Raw genomic sequence first — 18,799 nt, forward strand, 5'->3', positions numbered from 1 at the left:
GGTGCTTATGAGCAACACCCTTCCTGAGTTAAGTTTTAATTTAGTACGAGCTGTGGTTGATTTGCGGTATTTTCTTTGCTGTTAAACTGAATGGTTCGATCTTGGTCACTTGCACCTTGCACGAGTATCGTTACAGTTCCGTCAGCAATTTGGCTTTGAATGAAGGCTGTGATATTGAACTCTTGATAGGCAAGTGAATTCGAAACGTTTGCCGATGCCAAGACACCTGTCGATGCTGCTGGTCCATTATTCCAAGTAACACCGGTTTCTGTCCAGCTATCCGTTGTCACCCCATAAACTTGAACGTTTACAGACGAGCTATCTTGCACATTTCCTCCGAATATTCGCAGCTTCGCTGAGTTTATGCTTGTTTGATCCGATACGTCGAACTTCAAATAAAATTTGCGTGAATAGGAGCTAGACGTTCCATCTTTGGCAACCAAAGCCGTATCGCTGCCATAGTTGGTTGCCCCAAAGGACCCGTCACGGACATAAGCATCAGCTGTGGCGCTTTTCACAACTGTAGTAGATATGGGTTGCCCGACAATTGTAAGCTCCGGCTTCAAGCTACTTTCCTTACTGAAAATTTCGATTACTTTTGCCTCTAGATTGGCTTGCTGAATCACAAAGGAAGCAACCCCATCGGCCATCTGTGACTGTATAAAGGAGGTGACATCGACTTCCTGATATTTGTAGGTACTATTTAGAATCATGGATTGCAGCAGCGATGTTGTAGCGGCTGGTGCATTATTCCAAGTCAGACCGGTTTCTGTCCAACTATCTGTCGTCGTGCCATAGATTTGGGCTGTTGCATTGAGCATATTTTGTCCATTGCCACCATACATACGCAATTTGGCAGAAGAAATCGATGCATAGCCAGACACATCAAATTTCATATAAGCCTTGCGATTGTAACTGGATGTTTCGCTTTTGACGGATAGGATGCTTGTAGTGCCATAATTATTTGCAGCATAGCTGCCGTCCCTCACGTAAGCGTCAGCAATAGGATTTTTCTTGGAAGGACTTGGCCCAGGTACGTTAAGCCCTGTACCGTTATAGATACCGATGTTTGGAACAACGGTTGAGGAAACCGCATTACCGAAATAGTCTTTGCCTCCATTATTCGCTACTATCTTTCCGGTCCCAAGTGCGGGTGAACCCATGCGCAGCTGATACGCATTCGCTGATGTCAAACCAAGCGTTGCCCCGCCTGGATTTACAAATAGAGGATCTGTCGTAACCTTGGCGATGTCTGTCGGTTCGTTCGCTGAATGAATTCCGCTCGCTTCATAGAACATATTGTTATTATGAGTTAGCGCATTCCAACAGCCAGCACAATTCCAATTGGTTGTCAGCGTTGGATTCGTATTATAGTAAATATTGTTATAGAAATTATATCCCGTTTTAACAGCTGTATCTCCATTAATAGCACTACTTCCACTATTGTAATAAAACACATTGTTATACACATAAGCCGGAGATAATTCGTTGAATGCAAAATGCCTCCAAATCAAACCATCATTCTGACTCAGATTATAGCGGACAACATCATTTTTATTCGTCCCCATAAAGAGCATAAAGCCCATTGGGTTATCGTGGCTATAGTTATATTGATATACATCATTTTCCAAATGTTCATCTAGATCATAGGCGCATCCATCCTGATTCGAGGCAGGTCCGCCATAGACCTCGTTATATTGAAAAACTGAGTTTATAGAAACCGCAGTCCAGATGCCTGCTGCAGCTGCCGTAATCCGTTTGCTATAATTGTTTAATGTGTTGTATTCGACCACGGCTCCATCTGTATCGCGCAAAATAATACCGTCTCCGCCGACATCCGACATGATATTGTTAGCGATGTAGACGTTTGTATTCCAATTTCCATATTTTTTAGTTCCAGTCGTACCAAAGTCATCATCTCCAACATAATTGGCATGAGCGGCCAGACGAATCGCTACGCGATCTACTCGTTCAATCGTATTGTTGACTACACGAATATCATCGAAACGAGCAGATGTCGCCTGTGATACAGTCGAAGTCCCTTTGATAACACCGATAATGGCTCCATTTTCCTTTGAGCCTGGATTATTATACGAGTCAATATCATGTACATAGCAATTTTGAATGTAAATATGGCTATACAGTCGATCTGATTCGTTCGAATCAATAACAAAGAATATTCCGCCTCGCAGCGTTGTAGAAGTATTGTTATCAACGTTAAAATCCTCATCGTTGGTTACTTCTAAATTGTTGATCTCCCAATACTCTTGATTCTTCAGCAGCACTGTCCCTGTGTTATAAGTCGTGGTTGAGTTATATATGGTCTGTATGTAATTATCCCCCCCACCATGAATTACCGGCTTGCTACCGATCCCATATTGATCGATCACAATCGGACTTCCTGCTACGCCTGACCCTTTGGGCCATAGCTGACCTGTCCACACACCACCAGCTTTAAATAAAACGTGGTCCCCAGGCTGAAAATTAGTGCTGTTAACCTTGTTTAATGACTTCCAAGCAGTAGCAGCGCTTAGCCCATCACCACTGTCGTCAGCCCTTGAAGAATCGACATAGTACGTATTCCCTGCTGCATGTGCCACCTCTGGAACTGCAAAAGGAATAAGTCCAATTGCAAGAAGTAAAGCCAAACTGATTGCAAACCATTTTCTTAAATTTTTCATATATATCACCTTCCTCCTTATTTTATTAAGCGCTTTCATTCCACTTAATCACTTAACTATAAGATTGAAGTAGAGATCTGAGAATGCGTTTTTTTTACCCATATGTTAAGAATCTTTACATTACAACCTTAAAATCAATAAATTTCAATATCTCTATTAAACGGAAGATCCAGAGATGCATCATTCAAAGCATCTCTATATCGTTGTTTATCCGATGCCCGTAATGGCATAGCTTGTGGTCATAACTTAATAGATAATCAAGTAACACTATTAATAAATTATTTTATTGGATGGATATACTCTGGAGGATCTGTAGTAATAAGTTAAGATGAAATAATCGACACCGCCGGGATTATTCGCTAATATTGCAAGGATTTCGTGAGACTCTTCGCTCACCGCGTAGTTGGGCGTAAAACTGAGTTGTAGATGCTTTCTCATGTCCGAGCATACCTTGAATGAATTCTAACGGTGCTCCGTTATCTAATAATTGACATGCATAAGTATGGCGGAATCAATGTGGATATACATTCACAGTAATATCACCTCGTTTAGCAAGCTTCTTCAAAGACCAACTTATTGTTGGAATCGTCAATTGACGGATAGGGTTCGTTTTGGTGACAATTCAGTCGTGCACGCCAAAATGCTCAGAAACATGGATATGAAAATGTTCGAAGCTTGTTAATTCAAACATATCCCTGCATTTTCTTCCGATACTTCCCTGGCGTCAATCCAGTAGAAGTACGAAACATCCGAATGAAATAGTTATAATCGGATACCCCAACTTTTTCAGCTATCGTATCTACCGGCAAGGTAGTATTTGCCAGCAAATGCTTGGCCTCCGCAACGCGCAAGCTTTGCACATACTGAAGAGGTGTCATGCCTCTGTGCTTTTTGAAGCAGCGGATGAGGTAATCTTGATTGAAATGGAACTGTTCTTCCAGCATGTTAGCACGAAATGGCTCATATCGATGTTGCTGCAAATATTCCGCGATGGCGTCAGTCATGAGCATGGTGCTAGATTTCTTTCGACTTTGAATTGATTTCTGCAACCTACTTAGCAATTGACCAAGAAGTGTATGAAGTTTCAGGGCATCTTCTAAATGAAGCATCTGATACAAGTTCACCATCTCGTCCAGAATAGGCGTAAGCAGGTCCATATCAAGCTGTGCATACTTAGGAATGTACATCAGTTGGCGAATTGGCTGCGTGTCCTGATCCGTTCCTTTGCGAAGCGGCCTCGACCAAGCGATCACATCTTCCTGAACAGTCCGAACCGGCTTATCGTGTTTGAAGTGAACCCAGTAAAGATGGGTATCCATCTCCGTTGGTTGATGTCCCCAGTGCTTTTTCCCAGGCTCGAGTACGAGCATTTGCCCCCCAGTAATCTCGTAAGCCTGATCTTCCTCAGTCATATATAACGCTCCGCTAGTACAGAAAATTAGGTCATATACATGAAACGTTCTATTAAAATGCTGCATCCCTGCTTGCCAAGTGCTCCGTCCTACCGTAATGAATTCTGGTAGCGGAGGCATGCTCAATTCCAATATGTCCATCGTTCCGATCCCTCCACATTGCTATCTTACCACACCTTAGAAAAGGTCGAAATCGTACTATTTATAGTCGGTCTAGTTTCTATAATAATGCAAGGTCTGGCTTTACTATAAGTGAGGTAACCTTATATTAAGAGGAGCGATTACGATGAGATTTCGTCAAGTCCATCTAGATTTTCATACTTCCGAAGCTATTTCAGACATAGGTATTCATTTTGATAAAAAGCAATTCCAATCGATGTTGAAACTAGGGCATGTCGATTCCATTACCATTTTCTCCAAATGTCATCACGGTTGGGCTTACCATCCTTCTGAAGCCAACGAAATGCATCCAGAGCTGAAGTTTGATCTCCTGCAGGACATGATCAAAGCGGCTCATGAAATTGACGTACGGACACCGGTATACCTATCAGCTGGACTTGATGAGAAGCTAGCACTGCGCCATCCCGAGTGGCTGATGCGAGATAAGGACGATAATACGAACTGGGTTCAAGGTTTCATGAAGCCGGGGTATCATCAATTCTGCATGAACTCGCCTTATTTGGATATATTACTTGCACAAATTGACGAGGTTGTACAGAGATACGACGCAGATGGCATTTTTCTGGATATTGTCAGTGTGCGGAAGTGCTATTGCCACAACTGTATCCTTACTCTGCGAACTGAAGGAAAGGATCCGTTTGACGAGCAAGCGATTATCGAATTAAGTGAAAGAACGTATAGAAACTACACGGAGAGGGTGAAAGAAACAATTCATGCACGTAAACCGCAGATGAATATATTCCATAATGGGGGGCATATCAGTCGCGGTCGTCGCGATTTAGCGCAAATGAACTCACATCTGGAATTGGAGTCACTTCCAACAGGCGGTTGGGGATATGACCATTTTCCGCTTTCTGCACGCTATGCACAGACGTTAGGTATGGACTTTCTCGGAATGACAGGTAAATTTCATACCAACTGGGGAGAGTTCGGCGGGTACAAACATCCGAATGCGCTCCGCTATGAAGTCTCTCTTAGCATTGCTAATGGCGCGCGCTGCTCGATTGGCGATCAGCTTCATCCAGAAGGCGTGATGGACAAGGCGACATACGAGTTGATTGGAGCCGCATATTCCGAAGTGGCAGCCAAAGAAATGTGGTGCACGGATACGACGAGTGTTGCGGATGTTGCTTTGCTCAGTTTGGAAGCCTTGGGCATCCACGAGCATAGTATTCACACGGGTTTGAACGATGCGGGAGCCGTGCGGATGCTGCTCGAGGGCAACATTTTATTCGATGTAATTGATTTGGAGCAAGATTTCTCGAGGTATAAAGTTATCATTCTGCCTGATCTTGTATCTGTGAATGCAACCTTGAAAGCAAAACTGGAGTCTTATTTTGCTCAGGGAGGTAAAGTGCTTGCGACAGGGAAATCTGGGCTGAATGAAGCTGGCGACTCATTTGTCATCGATCTTGGTATCACTTGGCTGATGGAAAATCCATTCAAACCGGATTATTTCCGCCCCAATTTCCCACTCAACAACTTGGGTGAGGCTTCCTTTATCTTCTATTCGCAGGGCCAGAAGATTGCTTTGGCGGACAATGGGATAGAGCTTGGACACCGTGAAAATCCTTTCTTTAACCGTCAACTATACAAATTCTGCTCTCATCAACATACGCCAAGCACCTTAAAAGCGGCTGGTCCTGGCATGGTAGAAAGCCCTAACGGTATTTACATCGCCTGGAATGTGTTCGAAGATTATGCTTCCTTTGGCAGTCTGGCGGTGCGTGAATCAGTCCTTTATGCCATTAACCGATTGCTGGGCTCATCCAAAACGCTCTCCACAAACTTGCCCGCACAAGGAATAGTAACCCTGATGGAGCAGAAAAAGCATAACCGTTATGTCAACCATCTTCTGTACGCAACGCCTGTCAAAAGAGGTCAAAACATCGAAGTCATCGAAGATGTCACTCCTATACACGATGTCAAGGTGAGCCTGCACCTGCCCTCTAGGGCAAGCAGAATCTACTTGGCGCCTCAGCTGATCGAGATCCCTTTTGTCCAGGAAGACAACAAGTTGAGCTACACGGTTAACTTGCTCGATCTGCATCAGATGATTGTGATTGATATAGCCGAGAAATGATAAACCTAATAGATATTTTACTTCAAAAACGAAAAAAAGATTGCCACTTTTCTAGTCTTCCTGGCTAGATCATAGGCAATCTATTCCATCTTCATATTGTTCGATCAGTTCGGTAATTTCACGAGTATGGCTGTAGTTGTAGGATTTATGTTGTTGACTACAGTTTAATCCTGTTATCCGATAATAAGACGAATAGATAAATTGATGGCGTTAGATTTCTAATAGCCCCAAGCCTAGAAACACCGTCGGATGATAAAACAACTGATCAGGGTTATCCCTGATCTTATTCATCATATTAACTGCGTTCTTAGAAAGCGAGATCTACTGAATTGTAGCCGTCTATGCGATTCGTTATGTGGCGATACTGGGCATCAAAACTCAAAGCCAGCTCAAATGACGACGACGACCGTTTACAACTTGTACCAGATGATGACCTCCGATGACTATTTCCGCAGATCGAACGTGTTCGTAGCCACGAGATTTACTTTAACATGCAGCTCAAGCTCCGGAATATCATCATTGACAGCTAGTCCTTTGCGGTACCAGATTTCGTTCAAGGAGTAAATATCAACGTCTCGTTTCTTTCCGATTTCATAGGTTTGCATAATCTCCTTCTCGACACTCTTCGTAATTAACTTCGTCAGATCATCCATCCCGAGAGGTTTCTTCTGCTCTCGAATAGAGCCATCCATACTGATGTCAAGTTCGACGACTCGTTTACCGTCTTTATTTGCGGTTATTTTCTTCACCTTATTATTATTTAGCGCGGCGGTTCCAACGTATGTACCCTGCTCATCTTTGAGGGGGAGAATGCCACGTAACGTACTCTCGTATAACCATTTCACTCCGCTAGATTCTTTACGGCTGAATCTAGCTTTGCTCTTACCATTCTTCAAAGCGACAAGGCCATTCACCATAGGCAGCGTAAATGGCTTGCCACCTTTATCCCAACTCTCGCTAAGTTTTAAATGATCCAGCAGCATGGTCTCGTGCGGTTCCCTTGATGATCGAATGAGCTTCTGATAGTTCACTGGCTTAAAGGACGATTGCATCTGCCTATGTAAGAGATTTGGCTGATAGTACACGGTGTTGATCGAGGAGCTTCCTGTGATCGGTTTTGTACTTAAAATCTTTCTGAGGTCTTCATCCGTAGCAAATACCCATGGCGTATAGCGTTGATCGCGTGTTCGCATTAAATCGTCATGAATATCGAAGATCCCCTTGGCGAGCAGGCGATCGCTGATGATAAACGCTTTGGTCTGCGTCCAGTCCATTCGCATCTGACTTTCCTTTAGCAGATCGAACATCGCCATCCCGATACTTTCGCCTTCACCTATTCCAACAACGATTGGATTTTGAGTGTTTCCGGCTCCTTCTTGTTTCGCCATGGATGCTAGATCATTGATTTGCGCATAGACTTTATATTTTCCATCCATGTAATCAATGCCGATCATATTAACAAAATTGAAGTATTGAATGTTCTTACCGTCCCAACATCCACAAAGGGATAACAGGATACAGCCGATCAAAGCCGATTTCCAGACCCTCTTCATGATTCTCCATCCTTCGTTCTCGTGTCGTCCTGCAAGTTGAGATTCTGTGCACGCTTTTTTATTTTATTAGCTGGTTTCTTAAGTAGTGCTCCTGTGAGATCTGACCATGATGGCGGTGAAATCGGTGAGAGATACGGAATCCCGAACGATTTAAGATCAGATAAATAGGCGATGATGATGAAGATAGACATGAAGAACCCGAACATTCCGAGAATCGAAGCGATGATCATAATGACGATACGTGCGATGGATACAATGGCGCTCAGCGTCGGGTTTACCAGTGTATACCCGGATATTACCGTGGTCGCAGCCACGACGGTTACTGTAGGGGACGTAATGCCGGCTCGTATGGCCGCATCGCCTATGATGATACCGCCGACGACAGTTACCGTTGGTCCTACCGACTTCGGGAGCCGTAGTCCCGCTTCTTTAAATAACTCAAATAAGATGAGCACGAGAATGGCTTCGAATGGAAGTGAGGTTGGAAGTCCGATACGATTTGTTGCGATTGTAGCTAATAGAGGCAGTGGAACCTGTTCGAAATTGAATCCAATCAGCGCAATGTAGAACCCGGGCAAGAACAGCGCCAAATACCAGCCGAACATTCGGATCACCCGTTGAAAAGAAGTGATCACCGCACGAAAATATCCGTCTTCTGGTGATTTCATAAGCGATGTAAGTGTAATGGGGGCGACAATGGCGAGTGGCGAGCCGTTAAGCAAAACGACGAAACGACCGCCGATCAAGTACTCAGCGGCAAAATCAGGCCGTCCCGTATTGTCGATAAGCGGTACCAACGACATGGTCTTATCCGATATGGCTTCTTCCAACTGAGAGCTCGTAATGAGTGCATCAAGTTCAATTTTCCGCAATCTTGCCCGAGCCTCATCGACGGCCTCCTTATTCGCAATATCTTGGATGTAAAGCAGACATACCTCAGTTTGACTACGAACACCAATTGTAAATGATTCCACTTTGAGTGTCGGGGATATCAGTCGCTTACGAATCAGCGCTACATTGGTCTTGATGCTTTCGGTAAAACCGTCACGCGCGCCCTTTGAAGACGTTTCCGTAACGGATTCTTCTGTGGCTCTTTGGGGTGGGTCTGCGACGGACTGCATGTAACAGCAGGCCGATTCCAGATCAAAGAGGAGCAAGTTGCCCTTGAACACATAGGAGGCGAGCTCGTTCTTCCATGCTGGGGTTAACTTTACGGGATGCTGCCGCCAAACATCTGTGCTACATGTGCTTAATTCATTAATTTGCTCCCGATTGGACATGCCTTCGCAGGAAATGAACAGAAAGCTGTCAATTTGCTCGAAGATAACATCGCAGCAGTCCTCAAATAACTTCCGAATATCACTATCGCTAATTGGATCCATCTTGCTTCACCGACTTCCTGTTCTTACCTACCCATATGCAAATCAAGAGCACAGCGCTAGTGGCCCCGCATAACAGACTCGAACTCGTATAGTAGAATTTTATATACTCGTGGAATTTGATATCCGATAGCTTGAATTGGTTGATTAAAAAGAGGAACAGAGAAATCAGAATGAATAAAATTTCTGGATGCTGCCATTTTTCCACCCAAAGCGTATGTAGGATATAGATCGCCAACGAAATGCGTATAAACGAACCAGCCAACCATTGATAAATGGACAAAAAGTCGATTTGACTGATCATGCTTCCGATGGACGCCATGCGCCACTGCTCATAGGCGGGAAATCGCAGCATTGCGGCTTCGAACGGACCGAATATGGCGATTACGCCAGACAATGGTCCAAACGTCAACTCAATCAAGATAAGAACAACCAACAGCATATTCTTGTTAGTCAGTTTGCCCTTAAGATCATCCTTTAGGAAGAACACAATGAATATCTCCGTAATGCCTGATGCTGTGTACCAAGTGCCCTTTGTAATCGATTGCGCTGAATTTTTGAAGACGGGAAATAGAAAGCTGTAATCTTTAAATTGAAAGTTGACGATCATGATGGAAAATCCGAATACAATGATCCAGGGCAACAGAATCCCATTGGTGATGGCAATTGCGACTAGGCCCTTTCTTGCCGTGTAGTAACAGATGCTGATGAGACTTATGCTGACTATCCAGGGGGGCGTATAGGTCAAGTATGAGGAATTTGACCAAATGACCGTATCCCGTATACTGATAGCCGCCTGAAGTAGGAAGTATAAGGTGAACAAAAGCGTAAAAGTAAGCCACACCAACAAATTAGTTTTCTCTTTTACCCAGGAAGTGAGCGAAGATGGGATTTGTTTGTACATATAGACATACAGCAGGGCAATAAGTAGAGAAGGGACAATGGCGAACAAGACAGAGATCCATGCATCGCGATGCACGGTATCTAGCAAGACAGGAATCAGGAGGACATGATTGGAGATTCCGATATAGGTAATAATCAGCATTGATAACTGGACGGGCGTAATTTTTGCGTTCAAACCATCAGTTCCTCCTTACGAAGTTGATGTTGTTAAATTTTCCAATTTCACATATTTTATACATGAAACTAGGCTTCCCCAGCGGGAAACCTAGTTCGATCTTACATGTATAGTAAAGTAATAGTGTGAGTTTAACGGACATCAACATCCCAATATATATTTTTCTTTATTGACTGCCCTGCTCTTAGGCATATGTCTAACCCAAGTATTGGCCCTGGGCATAAACTCGTTATACGTCTAAATTCAATAAGAAGTGAACCTCGAATTACCAAAAAGAACAGCCCGCTCATTTTCAGCGGGCTGCTGTTCTCCATTTTACAATAACGTTAATTTTATCAATTACCCTCCCCCAAGGCACTTCTCTCGAGAAGCTATGTCTGGTGCTCGGAAAAACCACACAATTATCAAACTCTGGGGGTACTCAAAACATTAGAATAGTGGCTTCGTAATTCTTACAACAACAACAACAACAACAACAACAACAACAACAACAAACAACAGAGAAGACGGATTCCGGTTTTTATTTTGTAATTTTATTTTTTCAAATATTAATTGCTAACAAAATTAGACCACGTTCATTTTTCCATCTTCCATTCGGTATACTCTGTTGCAATATTCAAGCATCCTCTCATCATGGGTAACAATGATCGCCGCTTTCTGACGTGACTTAACCTCTTGGGCGATAAGGCTGACCACTTCATGTGCCCTTTTGGTGTCCAAGCTTGCTGTCGGCTCATCTGCCAAAATGACATTAGGATTGTTAATTAAAGAGCGAGCGATGGCAGTACGCTGTTTCTCCCCCCCGGAGAGTTCTTCGGGAAAGCTCTTTAGCTTCGCACCAAGCCCCAGCTCTTCAAGTAACTTAATGGCGAATTTTTTATCCTCCGCTGTAGCCTTCCCAGACATCTTCTTCACTAAAAGCAATTGATCAAGTACGTTTAAATAGGGAACCAAATTCGATGACTGCATAATAAACCCGATTTCCCTCAACCTAATGTTAGACAATTCTTTATCAGAAAGTTTAGAAATATTATGCCCATTCAAGTTGACTTCTCCTTCGGAAGCTTTAAGTAGTGCTCCCGCAATGGATAAGAAGGTACTCTTACCAGATCCCGATGGTCCGACTACAGCCACAAATTCACCCGGCATAACGGAGATTGAGACATGATCGAGTGCAGCAACCCGATTGCTGCCTTCGGAATAATACTTCGTGATGTTACTAAGTTGTAATCCTTTATTCATTATTCGACCCTCCCGAGCGCCATCAGCGGATCAATTTTAATAATTCTGCGAACCGAAACTAATGAACTGAGCAATGCAATAACAAGAAGGATAATCGAATATCCAATGACTAGATTCGTTTCAAGCTTGAATGGCATAGCCTTTGGCATAATGGCAGCTGTCCCGTAAGTGAGGAAAATACCAACAATAATACTAGTCACCGACAGCACAAATACTTGGGACATAATCGCTTTGCTCAAGAATCCGTTCCTTGCACCAATCGCTTTCATAATGCCGAATTGGTTAGTCTTCTGTATGGTAATCACATAGAAAAATACGCCAAGAACGAATGCGGATATCGCCAAGAGAAAAGCTAGCATCATCAGAATCGAGCCGTTCTCTTCTTTATAACCTGGCATCCCTTGCACGGCTCCCGCACGAGTAACTGTATCCGTATTCGATAGCTTACTATTGAGTAAGCTTGGATCAATATTTGTTCCTTGAAGCATTATAGCGCTAACAGGATCCGCAATTCCTTTATTGGAGCCAGGTGCTGGGAAGGCAATTTTACGCCATTCAGATAGGGGGGTAAATACGGCTGAAACGTGATTGTAGGTTTGATCCTCAACAAATCCGACAATGGTTAACGACTCTGTAGATCCGTCTAATTGAAAAGTATCTCCGAGTTTAAACCCCTTATCCTTCATTGTCACATTCGCAATGATATTCTTCGGGTTATCAGATGATAAAGGATTCCCCTCGATGATGGTTGGTTCCAAGTAGCTTCCAGGGTTGATACCAATAATGGCGATGTCTACTTTATCTTCATTTTTATTGCTTTGACCCTTAAGCGCTGTTGCCATCGAACTACCCATAGGTGAGGCAGCAGTTACATTTGGTAATTTCTCCACATCAGCAACCAAATGCTCGGACAGTAGTGATTTGCTCATTGAAGACTGCGACCCTTGTTGGAAGACAACATAATCGGACTGCATGTTCTTGAATACTGATGCCGCAAGCGTCGATAATCCATTACCCAAGCCAGATAGGATGAACACTAACCAAGCGATTAGCACGAAAATGATCACGATCATTGAAAACCTCATTTTACTATGCATTAACTCTTTCATAGCCAAAAACATTCTATTCCCAACTCCTTATCCCAAAATATTTGACACTCGTGTCATTTTTAATGAAACAACCTTTGTGTCGTTGTATCGTTAGTAATTAAATCACATATCTGACACTTGTGTCAAATTAATTGAAACTACTTTTGCTAGCTCCTTGAGCCCCCAATCCATATCTGAAATAAGAGATTGCTCCATTGCTGAGCAGGGAGATTCATCATATTCGGGGTATTAAGCAGGTTAAAAAAAGTACTAATAAGAACAGGGAGTGGGATATCAGTTCTTAGGATTTCCTCCTTTTGAGCCCGTTCGAACAAGCGTGTTAGTTGAACTTTAAGAATGGCATGCGATTGCTCAACGAATAACAGATCATTAAGAGCCCTATCATTTTCCGTCTTAATTTTATGAGCATCTCCAAGGATTTGATGAAGATTAGATTCTTCTACATAAATGTGAAGTAACTGCTGTAGAGCTGCCAGAGTGTCCGTCTCATCAATTGATGAGGCATTTGTTATTACGTTAGAGATCACTCGCTTCATACAAGCTGCGACTATTTCTTCTTTATTAGCGTAGTATTGATAAATCGTGCTTCTGGCTCCAGGCAAATGCTGTGAGAGCAATTTAAGATGAAATCCGTCGTAACCATATTCAAGTATTAATCTTTTAGTCATGTCAAGCAACTCTGTTTCAGTAAAGGATTGTTTTCTTCCCAAGCTGATTCGTCTCCTTTCCCGTCATGTTATATCAGTTTATCAAAAAAATAATAAAAATAGCAATGGATTGCTTAGCTTATATTGTCATTAGACGAAATGAATACTAATCTAATACCGCAACAAGCCAAACAAGCTATCCATTTACTCTCCATTTTTATTTATCCAATACAGCAACTATATTATGGTGATTTAGCGTGTTTGGACAGGCTGCGCGAGTTTAAACCAACATAAGAAAGCATGCCCTCCATCGTTGGAGAGCATGCTCTGTTGTCATAGCTGGGCTATGAATTTTAGAATTAAGCTTGAACTTTCGCTTTAATTTCTTCTAAAGGCTTATGGTTGCCGTATTTCGGGTACTCACGCGTTGTAGGAGCTGCCCACTGAACCGCATTGGAGATCACGCGGCGGATTTGCTCGTTGTAGTACGTACGGTACGTTTCGTGACCTGGGCGGAAGTAGAAAATCTTCCCGTTCCCGCGGTGGAACGTACATCCGCTGCGGAAGACTTCGCCGCCTTCGAACCAGGAAACCATGATGAGTTCATCTGGTTGTGGAATGTCGAAATGCTCACCGTACATTTCCTCTGCCTCAAGATCGATGTACTCGCCAATGCCTTCCACGATCGGATGGCCTGGAGCAACGACCCATAGGCGTTCCTTCTCATCGGCTTCGCGCCATTTCAGATCACAGGAAGTGCCCATCAAAGTCTTGAACACTTTGGAGAAATGACCAGAGTGCAGGACGATGAGGCCCATGCCTTGCCATACACGTTTTTGAACACGCGCTACGATCTCATCTTGCACTTCATCATGCGCTTTGTGTCCCCACCAAATGAGAACATCCGTATTATTCAATACTTCTTCCGACAGCCCATGCTCGGGATCGTCTAGTGTTGCATATGTGATTTGGACAGAACCGCTGAGGCCCTCTCCAATCGCTGTGTGAATACCTTGCGGGTAAGCTGCGCGAACGATTTCACTTTCTTTTTCATGACGGAACTCGTTCCAAACGGTTACTTTTAGCTGCTGACTCATCTTCAATGACCTCCATGATCGCGTTTTCATTCTTACTTCTGAGTATAGTTTTTCTCCCATTCCAAGGAAAGGCAGAATTGTGCCTAGTTCTTATTCAATAGTGTCATCAGCCACCTTGTAATGTTATACTAAAGGGGATAATTTCATACATTCCGGCATCTCATACCTATTCAAAAATGTCCAAACCTAGTGAGGTAGTATGACCCATGAACCCTATGCTCAACACGGCTAACTTAACTGAAATCAAGAATGAAGAGGTCGTCTATCAGAATCCGCTTCTCTTCTTAAAAATATGGGAAATCAAACATGACCAGCCGCATTTCGGCATCCCTGAGCCTTGGACATGGCATTGGCATAAACAGGTGGAGTTCCTGGTCGTGACCCAAGGTCAACTTGGTATCCAAACGAAAGATACGTATACGATTATGGAGGCTGGGGACATCATGGTGCTCGGCTCCTCGCAGCCCCATCGTACGTATAAACACTCGGAAGCCCCCTTGCACCAAATTGTGTTCCAAATTGATCTTACGCAGCATTTTGACCTCAGCACACTGGCTTATCTGCATTTGTTTTCGGAACTGACGCATTCGCTTGAGCCTTTTAATGCGCTTTTTCGTGCTAATGCGGCTGTTCGAGCGAGTGCTTACCGGCTCATCTCGCAAATTTGTGAGGAGTCGCAATCTCGCCAAATCGGCTATGAGTTAGCCATTGTCGCCGCGATTAAGCAACTTCTTCTCCTGTTGCTTCGCAATGATCAACGCGGGCTTTCCGGTCTCACCGAGGACTCCGGCATCTCTCGATTGCGGCCAGCCCTTTCCTATATTGACGAGCATCTTACCGAACGAATTACCGTCGAAGACGTCTGTCGCATTTTGAATCTGAGCTATCATTACTTTATTAAGTATTTTAAAAAGGTGATGGGGCTCTCCTTCATTGATTATGTGAACTATAAACGAATCAAAAAAGCCGAGCGGCTCCTGCTCACAGGGGATCTCAGCATTATGGAAATCAGTTATGAAGCTGGCATTCAAAATATGGCGCAATTTTATAAATTGTTCAAGCGGTATAACCAATGCTCGCCGAAGGAGTTTAAGCTGAGACTGCGGGATCAGACGGAGGTTCGAGTCGAGTGATGGCGAACGCCGCTTACGACTGCGGGAAGAATCAAAACGGGGGTTAATCCATGACTGTGAATATACGTATATTAAACGAATCGAATGCTCAGATGTACCAAGAATTGCGCTTGAATGCCTTAAAGATCAATCCAGACGCATTTGGGTCAACCTTTGAAAGAGAAGTGCTATTTACAATAGAAACGGTCATAGAGCGCATACAACCAACGAAGGATAAATTTGTTCTTGGGGCTTTTGATGATGGTGGTTCATTAGTTGGCATTGTAACTTTCGCGCGTGAAAATGGCCTCAAAACGACCCATAAAGGGAATGTTTACGGCATGTATGTATCTCCAAAAATGCGAGGGCTCGGCGTAGGAAAATCACTCCTGCTTGAACTCATAAGCAAGGCGAGAGACTGTGATGGTGTGGAGCAAATCAACCTAACTGTTGTAGCTGCAAATGATTCCGCCAAAAGGCTGTATACGTCACTTGGTTTCGAGGTTTACGGAGTTGAACGAAACGCCATGAAGTTTAATGGGCAGTATTATGATGAGGAGTTTATGGTATTACGACTTTAATTGATACTGGCCGGGCGGGCAGGCAGGCTAAACATCAAAGCATTAGGAGTCAAGGAAGGAATCCTGCCTGCGAAACAAATACGCGCTCCTGCGGAAAATGCCGCAGGAGCTGTTCGTGCACGCGCAAGTACGCATCCCGACTGTACCAGTCGGACAACTCCAGCGCGTCGTAGATGGTGCGCACGCCGATGCGTTCCGTGCGCTTGCCTCCACCCCCATCGCCCATGAAGTAATCGTCGATACACACTCTATCCACGATGCCCGCCAGCCGCTCGGCGAAGCCGTCCGAGCATGGCAGCGCTGGCGCGATCGTGGCCTGCACCGGGATCCCGCGAGCGGCAAGCTCGCGGAGTGCCTCTAGCCGCGCCGCGATCGGCGGCGCGGACGGCGTGAACGCGCGGCGGATCTCCTCGCGATCCGTCTCCACCGTCATGCTGACTCGCACGCGCTCGCCGAGCAGCTGAAGCAGGTCCGCATCCCGCGTCACGAGCGGGCTGCGGGTTTGCACGAACAAGAAGTCCGGCTGCTGCACGGACATCACTTCCAGGAGCGAGCGGGTGATCCGCTCCTTGTATTCGATCGGCTGATACGGGTCCGTCGCCGAGGAGAAGAAAATCGTGACGGGCCCTTTGCTTTGGGCCCGTGCCAGCTCTTTCGCGAGAAGTGCTGGCGCATTCTCCTTCACGTCGACCCATGTGCCCCACGCTTCGCCACTGCGGAACAAAGCCACTGGCATCTGTCGCACATAGCAGTAGGAGCAGGCGAAGGCACAGCCGGTATACGGATTTAATGTATGCGAGTAGCCTTCGAGGAAGCCGCTCGCTTTGGTCAGTAAGGTCTTCGATTGCTTTCGCTGCACATTCACCATGGGTGTATCCTCCTTTGCCTTTGCCTCCTGTAACTGCTTCCTCTTGTTCGCTCATGGGTGCTGTGTTTAGCTATATCGTGTGTTCAGTAGCTTCCGATCATGAATTGGCCTACAGTGAATACTCAGTGAATACATCTTATTCCTCTTGTCTACGGGGCTTAGCTGGTAAGCCTACAGCAATCTCACTCATCTCATCATCGGTTTACAACATTTTACTGGAAAACCTACAGCTAATCGCACTCATTTCAGCAGTTTACGGCATTTAACTGGAAAACCTGTAGTTAATTCCCCCGTTCTTGCCTATCTATCGGAAAATGATCAAAATTAGCTACATGAAATCCAGTTATTTCTCTCAGAAAGCGAAATTCCGCTAATTTAGCTGGAGGTTTTCCAGTTATCCAGGGACTTCTCACTCACTCCCACGCTCCAACCGCAACAGCCGCTCCTTATTCGCCAGCCCGCCGCGATACCCCGTCAGCGCGCCATTCTTCCCCACGACTCGGTGACAAGGCACCACGATAAGTACGGGGTTTGCGCCAATGGCGGTCCCAACTGCCCTCACAGCGCTAGATTTATCCAGCGTTTGGGCTACCTGTGAATAACTCACGGTTTCACCGTGTCCTATATCATGCAATGTTTTCCACACCGCCTGTTGAAAATCCGTCCCCTGTAAATCCAGCGGTAATGTAAACGTCGTCCGTTCCCCACGCAGATACTCGTCCACTTGCTGCATGTAAGGCTTTAACTTATCCTCGTGCTGCATCCAATCGCTCGGGTGTCCCATTTTTCTAGCCCACTGGGTGAATGCTTGCCACGCCTCAACATCAACACCCTCTTCCGCGTTGCTTTTCTGGAACTGCAAATAGCCCAATCCTACATCCGTCACGGCCATCACGAAATTACTGCCATTCAGGCATACTGCACTCCAGTAGATAGGTTTACTAGCTGTTTTCTCTCTTACACGGCCACGCTCCATCCCCACACTACTTTCACTTAAACTCGTACTTTCCTGCACGATCACTTTCTCTACGCCAGCCACCATCCGGCTCATCCCCTCTCTATCATCCACTTCACACGATTTAAAAAGCTCCGCCTAGTTGCATCACCGAACCCTCTCGGTTATCGTTAGTGAACGAGCCCTTGCCGGAATTCCGTTGGCGTGAGCCCCGTTCTCTTCAGAAACAGCGTCGCAAAATGGGCAGCATTCGCCATCCCCACCCGCGCCCCGATCTCCTGCACGGCCATGTCCGTGGTGGAGAGAAGCTTTTTAGCTGCGGCAAGCCTGACCTCTTGTAGATACATCAGCGGCGTTACACCTGCTATTCGTTTAAACGTCCTCTGCAGATGATACGTACTCGCGTAAAAATGCTCCGCAAGCGTCGCTAACGTTAACGGCTCGGCGAAATTCTCTTCGATGTGATCTTTCATTTGCGCGACCCATTCTTCATCGGGAAGTCTTATGCCGTCAGGCCGACACCTTTTACAAGGACGAAAGTTCTCTGACATCGCCGCCTGCCGATTGCGAAAAATACGCACATGCTCCCGCTTCGGAACCCTGGATTTACAGGATGGCCGGCAAAAAATCCCTGTCGTCGCCACCGCATAATAAAACGTGCCATCATATGTCGCATCATTCGCTACAATCGCTTGCCAATACCGCTCCTGCATCTCACAAGCCCCTCTCTTCAGCAATCTTAATAAGCTCAGTATACCCAAACCGGCTGACGCTTGTAAGGGCTGCGAGATGAGAAAGCAAGATTACAAAAGCCTCTATCGG

The 18,799-nt window shown here is 45.0% G+C and carries 15 protein-coding genes and 1 pseudogene; 3 read left to right on the forward strand and 13 right to left on the reverse strand.

Annotation, left to right across the window (positions count from 1 at the left end; all coding sequences use genetic code 11):
- Positions 1–35: 35 nt before the first annotated feature.
- From A8709_RS31120 to A8709_RS31125, 3 genes and pseudogenes are all read right to left on the reverse strand, one after another.
- Positions 36–2,681 (reverse strand): CBM96 family carbohydrate-binding protein, encoded by a 2,646-nt coding sequence (locus A8709_RS31120; RefSeq protein WP_065858564.1) that lies wholly within the window; start codon positions 2,679–2,681, stop codon positions 36–38.
- A gap of 352 nt (positions 2,682–3,033) precedes the next feature.
- A pseudogene (locus tag A8709_RS35335) lies at positions 3,034–3,180 on the reverse strand (tyrosine-type recombinase/integrase); the annotation flags it as partial.
- 184 nt (positions 3,181–3,364) lie between these two features.
- Entirely contained in the window at positions 3,365–4,234 is an 870-nt protein-coding gene (locus A8709_RS31125; RefSeq protein ID WP_065858566.1) for an AraC family transcriptional regulator, read from the reverse strand.
- A gap of 145 nt (positions 4,235–4,379) precedes the next feature.
- On the opposite strand from A8709_RS31125, the gene A8709_RS31130 reads away from it, so the two are divergent.
- Positions 4,380–6,356: an alpha-amylase family protein gene (locus A8709_RS31130; RefSeq protein ID WP_065858568.1), complete on the forward strand. Its 1,977-nt coding sequence runs from the start codon at positions 4,380–4,382 to the stop codon at positions 6,354–6,356.
- A 443-nt stretch (positions 6,357–6,799) separates the two neighbouring features.
- Here the strand turns inward: A8709_RS31130 and A8709_RS31135 are convergent, their stop codons facing one another.
- From A8709_RS31135 to A8709_RS31165, 7 genes are all read right to left on the reverse strand, one after another.
- Positions 6,800–7,909, reverse strand: coding sequence for a Ger(x)C family spore germination protein (locus tag A8709_RS31135; protein ID WP_065858570.1), 1,110 nt, complete (start codon positions 7,907–7,909; stop codon positions 6,800–6,802).
- Positions 7,906–9,291 (reverse strand): spore germination protein, encoded by a 1,386-nt coding sequence (locus tag A8709_RS31140; protein ID WP_065858572.1) that lies wholly within the window; start codon positions 9,289–9,291, stop codon positions 7,906–7,908. Before A8709_RS31140 ends, A8709_RS31135 begins: the two co-directional genes overlap by 4 nt.
- The gene (locus A8709_RS31145) at positions 9,278–10,366 is read right to left on the reverse strand and encodes a GerAB/ArcD/ProY family transporter (protein ID WP_065858574.1); all 1,089 of its coding nucleotides are present in this window, start codon (positions 10,364–10,366) and stop codon (positions 9,278–9,280) included. Before A8709_RS31145 ends, A8709_RS31140 begins: the two co-directional genes overlap by 14 nt.
- A gap of 564 nt (positions 10,367–10,930) precedes the next feature.
- Positions 10,931–11,608, reverse strand: a complete 678-nt coding sequence (locus tag A8709_RS31150; RefSeq protein ID WP_065858575.1) for an ABC transporter ATP-binding protein — start codon at positions 11,606–11,608, stop codon at positions 10,931–10,933.
- Positions 11,608–12,729: an ABC transporter permease gene (locus tag A8709_RS31155; protein WP_065858577.1), complete on the reverse strand. Its 1,122-nt coding sequence runs from the start codon at positions 12,727–12,729 to the stop codon at positions 11,608–11,610. The genes A8709_RS31150 and A8709_RS31155 overlap by 1 nt, the downstream gene beginning before the upstream one ends.
- A gap of 134 nt (positions 12,730–12,863) precedes the next feature.
- Positions 12,864–13,427 (reverse strand): TetR/AcrR family transcriptional regulator, encoded by a 564-nt coding sequence (locus tag A8709_RS31160; RefSeq protein ID WP_065858579.1) that lies wholly within the window; start codon positions 13,425–13,427, stop codon positions 12,864–12,866.
- A gap of 296 nt (positions 13,428–13,723) precedes the next feature.
- Positions 13,724–14,461 (reverse strand): ThuA domain-containing protein, encoded by a 738-nt coding sequence (locus tag A8709_RS31165; protein WP_065858581.1) that lies wholly within the window; start codon positions 14,459–14,461, stop codon positions 13,724–13,726.
- A 206-nt stretch (positions 14,462–14,667) separates the two neighbouring features.
- Here A8709_RS31165 and A8709_RS31170 point away from each other — a divergent pair, with 206 nt between their 5' ends.
- Complete coding sequence (locus A8709_RS31170) at positions 14,668–15,594, forward strand: helix-turn-helix domain-containing protein (RefSeq protein ID WP_425262360.1); 927 nt, start codon at positions 14,668–14,670, stop codon at positions 15,592–15,594.
- 50 nt (positions 15,595–15,644) lie between these two features.
- Positions 15,645–16,154 carry a GNAT family N-acetyltransferase gene (locus A8709_RS31175; protein ID WP_244163357.1) on the forward strand — a complete coding sequence of 170 codons (510 nt, stop codon included), beginning with the start codon at positions 15,645–15,647 and terminating at the stop codon, positions 16,152–16,154.
- A 49-nt stretch (positions 16,155–16,203) separates the two neighbouring features.
- Here A8709_RS31175 and A8709_RS31180 read toward each other — a convergent pair whose 3' ends face one another.
- The 3 genes from A8709_RS31180 to A8709_RS31190 all read right to left on the reverse strand — a co-directional run bounded on the left by A8709_RS31180 (position 16,204) and on the right by A8709_RS31190 (position 18,690).
- Positions 16,204–17,022 carry an SPL family radical SAM protein gene (locus A8709_RS31180; RefSeq protein WP_065858583.1) on the reverse strand — a complete coding sequence of 273 codons (819 nt, stop codon included), beginning with the start codon at positions 17,020–17,022 and terminating at the stop codon, positions 16,204–16,206.
- Positions 17,023–17,431: 409 nt separating this feature from the next.
- Positions 17,432–18,073 carry a methylated-DNA--[protein]-cysteine S-methyltransferase gene (locus tag A8709_RS31185; RefSeq protein WP_279615906.1) on the reverse strand — a complete coding sequence of 214 codons (642 nt, stop codon included), beginning with the start codon at positions 18,071–18,073 and terminating at the stop codon, positions 17,432–17,434.
- 74 nt (positions 18,074–18,147) lie between these two features.
- Positions 18,148–18,690, reverse strand: coding sequence for a bifunctional transcriptional activator/DNA repair enzyme AdaA (locus A8709_RS31190; protein ID WP_065858585.1), 543 nt, complete (start codon positions 18,688–18,690; stop codon positions 18,148–18,150).
- Positions 18,691–18,799: the final 109 nt, after the last annotated feature.

The organism is Paenibacillus pectinilyticus (assembly GCF_001700435.1).
In the GTDB taxonomy this organism is placed as follows: Bacteria; Bacillota; Bacilli; order Paenibacillales; family NBRC-103111; genus Paenibacillus_E; species Paenibacillus_E pectinilyticus.

Bases quoted from the DNA above. Each gene is read 5' to 3' on its own strand.
- A8709_RS31190 (WP_065858585.1), bottom strand. From the start codon at position 18,690: ATGCAGGAGCGGTATTGGCAAGCGATTGTAGCGAATGATGCGACATAT.
- A8709_RS31130 (WP_065858568.1), top strand. From the start codon at position 4,380: ATGAGATTTCGTCAAGTCCATCTAGATTTTCATACTTCCGAAGCTATT.
- A8709_RS31135 (WP_065858570.1), bottom strand. From the start codon at position 7,909: ATGAAGAGGGTCTGGAAATCGGCTTTGATCGGCTGTATCCTGTTATCC.
- A8709_RS31180 (WP_065858583.1), bottom strand. From the start codon at position 17,022: ATGGTGAATGTGCAGCGAAAGCAATCGAAGACCTTACTGACCAAAGCG.
- A8709_RS31175 (WP_244163357.1), top strand. From the start codon at position 15,645: ATGACTGTGAATATACGTATATTAAACGAATCGAATGCTCAGATGTAC.
- A8709_RS31155 (WP_065858577.1), bottom strand. From the start codon at position 12,729: ATGTTTTTGGCTATGAAAGAGTTAATGCATAGTAAAATGAGGTTTTCA.
- A8709_RS31170 (WP_425262360.1), top strand. From the start codon at position 14,668: ATGAACCCTATGCTCAACACGGCTAACTTAACTGAAATCAAGAATGAA.
- A8709_RS31120 (WP_065858564.1), bottom strand. From the start codon at position 2,681: ATGAAAAATTTAAGAAAATGGTTTGCAATCAGTTTGGCTTTACTTCTT.
- A8709_RS31140 (WP_065858572.1), bottom strand. From the start codon at position 9,291: ATGGATCCAATTAGCGATAGTGATATTCGGAAGTTATTTGAGGACTGC.
- A8709_RS31125 (WP_065858566.1), bottom strand. From the start codon at position 4,234: ATGGACATATTGGAATTGAGCATGCCTCCGCTACCAGAATTCATTACG.
- A8709_RS31185 (WP_279615906.1), bottom strand. From the start codon at position 18,073: ATGAGCCGGATGGTGGCTGGCGTAGAGAAAGTGATCGTGCAGGAAAGT.
- A8709_RS31165 (WP_065858581.1), bottom strand. From the start codon at position 14,461: ATGAGTCAGCAGCTAAAAGTAACCGTTTGGAACGAGTTCCGTCATGAA.
- A8709_RS31150 (WP_065858575.1), bottom strand. From the start codon at position 11,608: ATGAATAAAGGATTACAACTTAGTAACATCACGAAGTATTATTCCGAA.